This is a genomic window from Peribacillus sp. YIM B13481 (assembly GCF_042787985.1).
Taxonomy (GTDB): domain Bacteria; phylum Bacillota; class Bacilli; order Bacillales; family DSM-1321; genus Peribacillus; species Peribacillus simplex_A.
In genome coordinates, this window is the sequence record NZ_JBHZPE010000089.1 from 1 (window position 1) to 9,663 (window position 9,663).

Here is a 9,663-nt window from a genome sequence, read left to right on the forward strand (position 1 = left end):
TCGTCTATCGTATATTTAGTCAAAAAAACTGCACCTCCAATTGTTAGATGGTGTCTAACAATTGGGGTGCAGTTCAATATGGCACTTCTTTTTTCTATTAAGGCAATACCGTTGCGCCCATCAAGTAGCGGTCCACTTCACGTGCTACTTCACGGCCTTCATTGATCGCCCAAACGATGAGGCTTTGCCCTCTTCTTGCATCTCCGGCGGCGAAAACGCCTTCGACATTCGTTCTGTATTCGCCATAGACGGCATCAATTTTTTGATTGACTGTTTCAACGCCAAATTGAGTTAATAGTGGCATTTCCGTTCCTTCAAATCCGATTGCGATGAAAACGAATTGTGCAGGCCATACTTTTTCAGTTCCCGGAATTTCCCTGAAAATGTATATTCCATCATCGCCTTTGATTTTTTCCATGGAGATTGTGTGCAGTTCTTTAACATTGCCATTTTCATCGGCTACGATTTTCTTTGTTTGGATTGAATATTGACGCGGATCTGCACCAAATTTCGCTTCCGCTTCTTCATATGCATATTCAAGGGAAAATACATTCGGGTAGGCAGGCCACATATTATCTGATGTACGGGCCGTCGGAAGGATTGGATGCTTCCCGAATTGTACGACGCTCTTACATTCCTGGCGAAGGGCCGTCGCGACACAGTCAGCTCCTGTATCCCCGCCCCCGATGACGATGACATCCTTCCCCTTAGTATCTAAAAACTTGCCGTCTTCAAAATTGGAGTCCAACAGGCTTTTAGTCGAAGTGGTCAAGTAATCCATTGCTAGGTGAATGCCTGATGCCCCGCGGCCATCAATTTCCAGGTCACGCTGCTTTTGGGCACCTGTGCACAGGATGACTGCATCGTATTGATTTTGCAGTTCTTCGGCTGTTATATCTTTGCCTACTTCTGTATTGGTAATGAAATCGATGCCTTCCTGGGTCAATAATTTGATTCGGCGTGCAACGACTTCCTTTTCAAGTTTCATGTTCGGGATGCCGTATGTCAACAGCCCGCCTGCACGGTCTGAGCGCTCATAAACCGTGACCGAATGACCTGCTTGATTCAACTGGTCGGCACTCGCCAATCCTGCCGGGCCTGAACCGATGATGGCAATTTTCTTGCCGGTCCTGCTCTCAGGGATGCGAGGTGTGATCCAGCCATTTTCAAATCCTTTATCAATGATGGTCCGTTCAATGTTCTTGATGGTAACGGCAGGATCGCTTATCGCTACCGTACAAGACCCTTCACATGGGGCAGGGCAAACGCGCCCTGTGAATTCAGGAAAATTATTCGTTTTCGACAAACGGTCCAATGCTTCTTTCCATCTGCCGCGGTAAACCAAATCATTCCACTCCGGGATCAGATTATGAATCGGACAGCCCGTGGTGACCCGGTTCAACTCCATGCCCATATGGCAGAAAGGGGTGGCGCAGTCCATACACCGCGCTCCCTGTGTACTTAACTTTTCATCAGAGAAAGGAGCTGTATATTCTCTCCAGTCGCTTAAACGAGTGAGAGGATTCCGGTCTTTTGGCTTTTCACGCTGGTAATCCATAAATCCTGTTGCTTTTCCCATCTTTCTCTCCCCTTCCTCACTGCATCACAGCTTGTTTAGTGATTTTTTTATCTTGAACGGCATTCGCCTGAAATGCACTCATGACCGCTTCCTCATCCGATAACCCTGCATGCTTCTGCTCATTGATGCTTTTCATCATCCGTTTGTAATCTTTCGGAATGACCTTTACGAATTTCTTAGCGAAACCCTCCCAGTTCTCCAATACATAAGATGCCTTGGCACTCTCTGTATAATGAAGGTGGCTGTAAAGCATTTCTTTTACCTTGCTTGCATCTTCCATATCATCAAGCGTCTCGAATTCTATCATTTCACCATTGCATAATGCCTTGAATTCTTCTGCATCATCAGCAAGTACATAAGCGATGCCGCCTGACATGCCTGCCGCAAAGTTTTTGCCGACGTCGCCCAGAATGACCACGCGTCCGCCTGTCATATACTCACAGCCATGGTCTCCAATTCCTTCAACGACGACATTGACTCCACTGTTCCGTACTGCAAATCGTTCTCCGGCACGGCCATTAATGTAAGCCTCGCCGCTTGTTCCGCCGTATAAGGCGATATTTCCGGCAATTACATTGTCCCCGGCCTCAATCTGATTGCCTGCAGGTGCCGTGACAATGATCTTCCCGCCAGATAAGCCTTTCCCAACGTAGTCATTGACATCACCTGTCAAATACATCGACATCCCTTTTGGAATGAACGCACCGAAGCTCTGGCCCGCCGATCCTGTAAAACGAAGTGTGATCGTATCTTCAGGCAACCCTTCCTCACCGTAGCGTTTGGATACTTCACTGCCGACGATCGTTCCGACCACACGGTTCACATTGGTAATCGGGAAGCTGACATCCACCTGGGTTTGGTCATTTAAAGCAGGCTCCACAACAGGTAAAATCTCACGGATATCCAAGGATTCTTCGATTTTATGGTTTTGAGGAAGTTGATACGTACGTATTCCCTCCGGTTGGAAAAGAAGTGTCGTCAAGTCCAGATGCTTCGCTTTCCAATGGTTTTGTGCCCGCTCGCTCACTTGTAAAACATCAGTGCGGCCAACCATCTCTTCTAGTGTTCTAAAACCAAGCTCAGCCATCGTTTCCCGCACTTCCTCAGCGATGAAGCGCATGAAATTCACGACATGATCCGGATCTCCAGTAAATTTGCTGCGAAGCTCAGGGTTTTGAGTAGCTACCCCCACTGGACATGTATCCAAATGGCAAGCACGCATCATGACACAGCCAAGGACCACAAGCGGTGCCGTAGCAAAGCCGAATTCCTCCGCACCAAGGATGGCTGCCATGACCACATCGCGCCCCGTCATTAACTTTCCGTCCGTTTCAAGGACTACACGGCTGCGCAGGCCATTCAGCATCAGTGTTTGGTGTGCTTCGGCAAGGCCCAGCTCCCAAGGAAGACCGGTATGTTTGATACTTGTTTTTGGTGAAGCACCCGTTCCGCCATCATACCCGCTGATAACGATGACATCCGCGGCTCCTTTGGCCACACCGGCTGCAATCGTGCCTACGCCTGCTTTTGATACAAGCTTGACGCTGATCCTGGCATCACGATTCGCATTTTTCAAATCATGGATCAGCTGTGCCAGATCTTCAATCGAATAGATATCATGATGCGGAGGCGGTGAAATCAGGCCGACACCTGGTGTGGAACCACGTACCTCTGCGACCCAAGGATATACTTTGTTCCCCGGCAGCTGGCCGCCTTCACCTGGCTTTGCACCTTGCGCCATTTTGATTTGAAGTTCATCGGCATTTACAAGGTAATGGCTTTTCACTCCAAAACGACCGGACGCAATTTGTTTAATCCCGCTGCGGCGGTTATCGCCGTTTTCATCCACTTGGTAACGGCTAGGGTGTTCCCCGCCTTCACCGCTATTGCTTTTTCCGCCTAAACGGTTCATTGCAATCGCTAGTGTTTCATGTGCTTCCTGACTCAATGAACCGAATGACATAGCGCCCGTTTTGAATCGGCTGACGATGGATTCCACGGATTCCACTTCATCTATTGAAATGCTTTGGCGCTTTTGATCGAACGAAAATAAATTCCGTAAAAAACCAAGTCTCTCTTCATTCGCCAAGTTTGAATATTGCTTAAATAAATTATAATCGCCTTTCCGGCAGGCCCATTGCAGTGTATGGATCGTTTTGGGATTGAACGCATGGTGTTCCCCTGTTTTTCTCCATTGAAAATCACTACCGCTTTCAAGAGTTTGATCATACGAATCAGCTGCAGCCTTCCTATGGCGAATCAACGCTTCTTCCGCTATCGTTTCCAAATCTATCCCACTAAGCTGTGATGCCGTACCGCTGAAATAACGTTCGATTACGTCAGCGCCGATTCCGACCGCTTCGAAAATTTGTGCGCCGCGATAACTTTGAATCGTGGAAATGCCCATTTTCGACATCACCTTTACGATGCCTTCTGTCAACGATCTTACATACTTCCTTACCGTTTCTTCGTAGCTGATGGCTAAACTGCCTTCCAATACAGCCTGCTTATATGTTTCATAAGCAAGGTACGGGTAAATCGCATCCACTCCATACCCGATAAGGGATGCGTAATGATGGACTTCCCTTGCTTCCCCCGATTCAACGATAATGCTCACTTTCGTACGGTTCCCATGACGGATCAGCTCTTGATGAAGGGAGCTCGCAGCCAGCAGGGAAGGAATCGCAGCCTTTTCTTTGCCCATATCCTTGTCAGATAATATCAAAAGGCTGACACCATCAGCGATCGCTTGTTCCGCTTCACGGCAGATGCGATCGAGTCCGTTCTCTAAATCTTCTGAAAATATAGTGTGGATGACTTTGCTTCTGAATTCCGGAAAGGCATTTTCTTTCAACTGCTGCATTTGACCTGGCGTCAATACAGGTGAATCCAATTGAATGCGGCGGCTGTTCGTTTCATCCGGTTTCAGTAAATCCCCTTCCGCACCTAGAAATGTCATCGTTGATGTGACGATCTGTTCACGAAGCGAATCGATTGGCGGGTTGGTAACTTGGGCAAAGGATTGCTTGAAATAGTTGAAGAGCGATTGCGGGCGATCGGATAAGACCGCTAACGGAATGTCATTCCCCATGCTGCCCAGTGGATCTTTGCCTTCCTTAATGACCGGCAATAAATATTTTTGGACATCTTCATATGTGTATCCGAACGCTTTTTGCCTGAATAACAAATCATTCAATGGCTCCCCTTCAATCACTGGCTCTTCATTACTTAATTGGACAAGCTGTTCGTCCAGCCATTGCTGGTATGGATTTTCCTGGGCCATTTCGGACTTGATTTCTTCATCGGAAACAATCCGCCCTTCCTCTAAATCTATTAAAAGCATTCTGCCTGGGCTTAAACGGTCTTTATATAATACATTCTCCGGCTCCACATCGATCACGCCGACTTCAGAGGAGAAAATGATGTAATCATCTTTTGTCACATAATACCTTGCCGGCCTTAAACCATTTCGATCAAGGATGGCCCCGATTTGTTTGCCGTTCGTAAAGGATATGGCCGTCGGACCATCCCATGGCTCCATGAGCATGCTATGATATTCATAAAATGCCTTCTTTTCCTTCGTCATATGTGGATTTTCGGTCCACGGTTCTGGAATGAGCATCATGGCCGCGTGTGCCGGCTTACGCCCTGCAAGCACGAAGAATTCAAGTGCATTATCAAGAATCGAGGAATCACTGCCGTCTATATCCAAAATAGGCAGGACCTTTTGCAGGTCATCCCCGAATGCTTCTGAAACAAACTGCTGCTCACGCGCTTTCATCCAATTCACATTACCTCTAAGCGTATTGATTTCGCCATTATGGATCAGGTAACGGTTTGGATGTGCCCGTTCCCAACTAGGAAAAGTATTCGTGCTGAAGCGTGAATGCACTAAAGCGAAAGCAGAAACGAAATCCTCCTGTTGAAGGTCAAGATAAAAGGCATCCACCTGCTCTGGTGTCAACAATCCTTTGTATACGATCGTAGTACTTGAAAGGCTGGCAAAATAAAAACGATTGCCGCGTTCACGAGCCCAGTTTTCAGCTTGTTTTCTGATAATGAACAATTTACGCTCAAAAGCTAAATCATCTGTCATCCCAACGCTTGCCCCGATGAATACTTGGCGGATCGTCGGGCATGTCTCCTTGCCGACCTCCCCGATTTTCGTTGCATCAACAGGAACCGTTCTCCAGCCTAATAGCGTTTGGCCCTCTTGTTCGATAAATGCATTCAAACGAGCTTCGATTTCATTCCGCTCATCATCGTTGTTAGAGAAAAAGAGCATGCCTACTCCATAGCGTCCTTTTGCCGGCAAGTTCATCTCCGGGCATGCCAGCCTGAAATATCTATCAGGAATCTGCACCATTAATCCTGCACCATCTCCTGTAAGGGGATCGCTGCCTTGTCCGCCGCGATGATCTAATTGGCACAGCATTTTCAGTCCTTGTTTGACGATGTCATGTGTAGCAAGCCCTTTTAAATGAGCATATAACCCGATCCCACATGCATCATGTTCAAATTCAGGATGGTAGAGCCCTTGTGCTTTTGGTATTTGATTGTATGTCATATTAATCGCCCCCATCGTATTCTTACACCGGTATGTCACTTACATTTTATTCTAGGTTTTCAAATCGATATAAACAATATATAATTCTAATAAAATCTATCTCAATTTGAGATGAATGGTAGGAGGATGAATAAATGGAACTACGACAATTACGTTATTTTGTTGAAGTTGCCGAGAGAGAACACGTCTCTGAAGCCGCAGTACACCTGCATATTGCACAATCAGCAGTCAGCCGGCAAATCTCCAAATTGGAAGATGAGCTTGGCGTTCTTTTATTTGAAAAAACCGGACGAAATATTCAGTTAACTCCAATTGGTAAAATATTTCTATTTCATGCAAAAACGGCTATACAAGCGATAGAATATGCCAAATATCAAATTGAGGAATTTTTGGACCCTGAACACGGAACCATTAAAATCGGGTTCCCGACCAGCCTCTCCACCCATTTGCTGCCTACCGTCATTTCCGCTTTTAAAGATGAGCAGCCGAATATCGGGTTCCACTTAAGACAGGGATCTTATTCCTTTTTAAAGGAAGCCGTCAAAAATCGCGAAATCGGATTAGCCTTTCTTGGACCAATCCCGATAAACGATCCAGATATCGAAGGTCATATCCTGTTCACGGAAAACATTTCCGCTTTGCTGCCCATAACCCACCCATTGGCGGAAAGGAAGAGTCTGCGCCTAAGTGATTTACGAAATGATCCATTCGTTTTGTTTCCCAAAGGATACATCCTTCACAGTATCGCTATCGAAGCATGCAAAGCAGCCGGTTTCGCACCGAACATCACCTCGGAAGGTGAAGACATGGATTCCATAAAAGGGCTCGTATCAGCCGGAATTGGGGTCAGTCTGCTCCCTGACAGTACCTTTTATGAAGTCACTCCAAGACTGACTGTCAAAATCCCGATCGACACCCCTGAAGTCAAACGGACTGTTGGCATCATTACACCAAAAAACAGGGAATTGGCACCATCGGAAGAACTTTTCTACCAATTTGCCAAAAAGTTTTTCTCTGTTCTCGAGCAATATCAATAAATCATGGTTGAGGATGTTCCATTCATCTTTCATGCATTCAGCCCCATCAGCATTAATACGGTAAAGCCGCCCCTCTTTCCGGAAAAAGCGTATGGAAGCCAGGGGCGCAATCCTTTTAAACTATGAATGTGAGCGAAGGGCCTTTTCCATAAATGATTTCATTAGACAACTACCTATAGCCAACTGTTCGAATAACGTATCAAGATTATCTGTACAGGAGGAATTTATATGAAACCCACCCATTCACATCTTGCTTGGCATGAAACACTGGAACTTCATGAATTGGTCGCAGCCCAGTCCATTACCCTTATTAAATTGAAAAAAGCCTATCCGACAATACAGGACCCCATTCTAAAAACGATTTACAGGCAAACCATTGATGCCCTTGCCCAAAACATCATGGAATTGCTGCAATTTTACCCATTGACACCTAAGACGGACCTGGATGGCGATGTATTAAGGGATAAAGCATCGGCCGCTGCTGCCGGAGAATTGCTGGGGCTTGCCAAAACATCCATCAAAAATTATGCAGGTGCCATTTCTGAAACAGCCACCCCTTCCCTTCGAAAGGTATTTATTAAACATTTAAATGGAGCCATCGATATCCATTTCAAGATTTTCAACTACCTTTATGAAAGAAATCTCTATCCTGCTTACAACTTAAACCAATTGCTTCAAAATGACGTGGATGTTGCCAATAATGCTCTTTCACAGCCATTCTAAATGCAAAAAAGGTAAGTGCACCGATCGCTTGCCTTTTACCCCGTTCCGACTCTTAAATGTTATAATATTTAATAATTGGGTTTAATTAGGTTAATACTATCAAGGGGGTGAAATACATGAAAAAGATCATATTATCCATCATCATATCCCTGCTCTCATTTTCTTTAGCCGCCTGTAAGGCTGATGATCCAAAACCCGAGAATACCCTTTCAGTTCCTGAGTTATCAGCAAGGGAAAAAGCCATCCTTGAGAATACAAGTGAACATTTCTTTCTTGTCGATTTCAATGTTGATGATACATACAAGAAGATGGCCGTCTGGGTCGAAAAATATGAATTTGGTAAACTTGTCGCACCTGAAATGGGACGCATGACAACTGCCGTCAAAGATAATGGGACAATCATCTTTACGACTTCCAAAACGGTTGATGGCCAAAATCTATCGATGTTCAACATCAGCATTCAAAACGACGATGGTACGGATACAGCCACCTATCCTGAAACCATTGCTGAAAAGGGTTCCAGCGTTTGGGGCAGTCCTAGTAAATTCAATATAAACAACACAAAAAAGCTTGCGTTGGCGAGTATTTGTTATTCAAGCCGAGATGAAGGAATACATACACTTTCCAATGGTTTTTACAATGACATGGATCGTCATATGGAAGAGTTAAAGGAATACGATGTCGTCTACCTTCTGAGAAGTGAATTTACTAAATGAGCTTACAAGTGCAGGAGACAAGTTGAATCGAACTTGCCCTGCACAGTTTGTTTTTCATTCAAATTAAACGCAAAACTAAATTAAACGAATTAAAGAGAACACGATGAAATTTCCAATTGAGTTCTATAATGATTACTGTTGACTATTACTCTAGGTATTACTTTTGGTTTTACACTTCAAATCAGTGGAAAGCTATTATTTTTTAAATATGAAATATGAAAAGGATTGATTAAAATTAGAGCGATTAATGCTAGATTTAAAAGATTAATGAGATTGAAAAATCCCTAATTTTTTCAAGTAGAATTGTCCGATGAAGAACAAAATGCATTTTTACTAATACATGATAAAAATAAAAATCTAAAGAATGTAGAAGATAAGTTTATAGATGTCTATCTTTTATCAAATTTCGAATTATCTGACTTATCTTATCAAGACGTACTAAGCTACAATGAAGATCTTTTAGGGATGAAACATCAGTGCTCTTATCATGTACATACTTTAAAAGTAGAAGAAGAGTTTGTTTTTGATTTTCCTTTTGACATGATGAGTATTCGAAATTATGTACAAGAAAACTTGATAAAATTAAATATCAAAGAACAACTTCCTACCTTTCAAGAAGCTGACTTTGATTACTTATCTCAAGATTAAAAAACAAATGAACAAAAACTATGTAAAAATCATTTTAAGTTTATCTCTCTATTAATCATAGCTATATTTTCTTCAATAGGACTGACGAACATCAAAAATGGACACTTTAAACCTGATGAAAGAAACAATCAAACAGAGTGGGGATCATCTATAGCTAATGAAACACATATATCAGGATATAAAGAATGGATTAAACAATGAAGATTGGTAAAGTTATGAAGGGGAAATTGGGTTTATAGGTGAAATTAAATAACTCTAAGTGACAATCTATATTCACTTGTCCCTTTTCTTAATGAAAGGCTCTTTTCGTAAAAATATTGTTGTTTTTAAAACGAAACTATTTAAGGTTGATTGGAGCGGAAGTGCGAGACTCCTGCGGGAGCAGCGGGACAG

At 43.8% G+C, this 9,663-nt stretch carries 6 protein-coding genes; 4 read left to right on the forward strand and 2 right to left on the reverse strand.

The window, feature by feature from the left end; translation table 11 throughout:
- Window positions 1-97 precede the first annotated feature (97 nt).
- Window positions 98-1,579 (reverse strand): glutamate synthase small subunit, encoded by a 1,482-nt coding sequence (gene gltD / locus ACFX4X_RS24440; RefSeq protein WP_377387297.1) that lies wholly within the window; start codon window positions 1,577-1,579, stop codon window positions 98-100.
- Window positions 1,580-1,595: 16 nt separating this feature from the next.
- Window positions 1,596-6,146 carry a glutamate synthase large subunit gene (gene gltB / locus ACFX4X_RS24445; protein ID WP_377387300.1) on the reverse strand — a complete coding sequence of 1,517 codons (4,551 nt, stop codon included), beginning with the start codon at window positions 6,144-6,146 and terminating at the stop codon, window positions 1,596-1,598.
- A gap of 134 nt (window positions 6,147-6,280) precedes the next feature.
- Between gltB and gltC the strand changes: the two genes are divergently transcribed.
- The 4 genes from gltC to ACFX4X_RS24465 all read left to right on the forward strand — a co-directional run bounded on the left by gltC (window position 6,281) and on the right by ACFX4X_RS24465 (window position 9,270).
- Window positions 6,281-7,183, forward strand: coding sequence for a glutamate biosynthesis transcriptional regulator GltC (gene gltC / locus ACFX4X_RS24450; protein ID WP_284469448.1), 903 nt, complete (start codon window positions 6,281-6,283; stop codon window positions 7,181-7,183).
- Between the two features lie 228 nt (window positions 7,184-7,411).
- Window positions 7,412-7,906, forward strand: a complete 495-nt coding sequence (locus ACFX4X_RS24455; RefSeq protein ID WP_377387304.1) for a spore coat protein — start codon at window positions 7,412-7,414, stop codon at window positions 7,904-7,906.
- Window positions 7,907-8,022: 116 nt separating this feature from the next.
- Window positions 8,023-8,622, forward strand: coding sequence for a hypothetical protein (locus tag ACFX4X_RS24460; RefSeq protein WP_284469446.1), 600 nt, complete (start codon window positions 8,023-8,025; stop codon window positions 8,620-8,622).
- Window positions 8,623-8,925: 303 nt separating this feature from the next.
- The gene (locus ACFX4X_RS24465; RefSeq protein ID WP_377387307.1) at window positions 8,926-9,270 is read left to right on the forward strand and encodes a hypothetical protein; all 345 of its coding nucleotides are present in this window, start codon (window positions 8,926-8,928) and stop codon (window positions 9,268-9,270) included.
- Window positions 9,271-9,663: the final 393 nt, after the last annotated feature.

Excerpts from the sequence above, each read along its gene's own strand:
- gltD (WP_377387297.1), bottom strand. The coding sequence starts at position 1,579 with ATGGGAAAAGCAACAGGATTTATGGATTACCAGCGTGAAAAGCCAAAA.
- gltB (WP_377387300.1), bottom strand. The coding sequence starts at position 6,146 with ATGACATACAATCAAATACCAAAAGCACAAGGGCTCTACCATCCTGAA.
- gltC (WP_284469448.1), top strand. The coding sequence starts at position 6,281 with ATGGAACTACGACAATTACGTTATTTTGTTGAAGTTGCCGAGAGAGAA.
- ACFX4X_RS24455 (WP_377387304.1), top strand. The coding sequence starts at position 7,412 with ATGAAACCCACCCATTCACATCTTGCTTGGCATGAAACACTGGAACTT.
- ACFX4X_RS24460 (WP_284469446.1), top strand. The coding sequence starts at position 8,023 with ATGAAAAAGATCATATTATCCATCATCATATCCCTGCTCTCATTTTCT.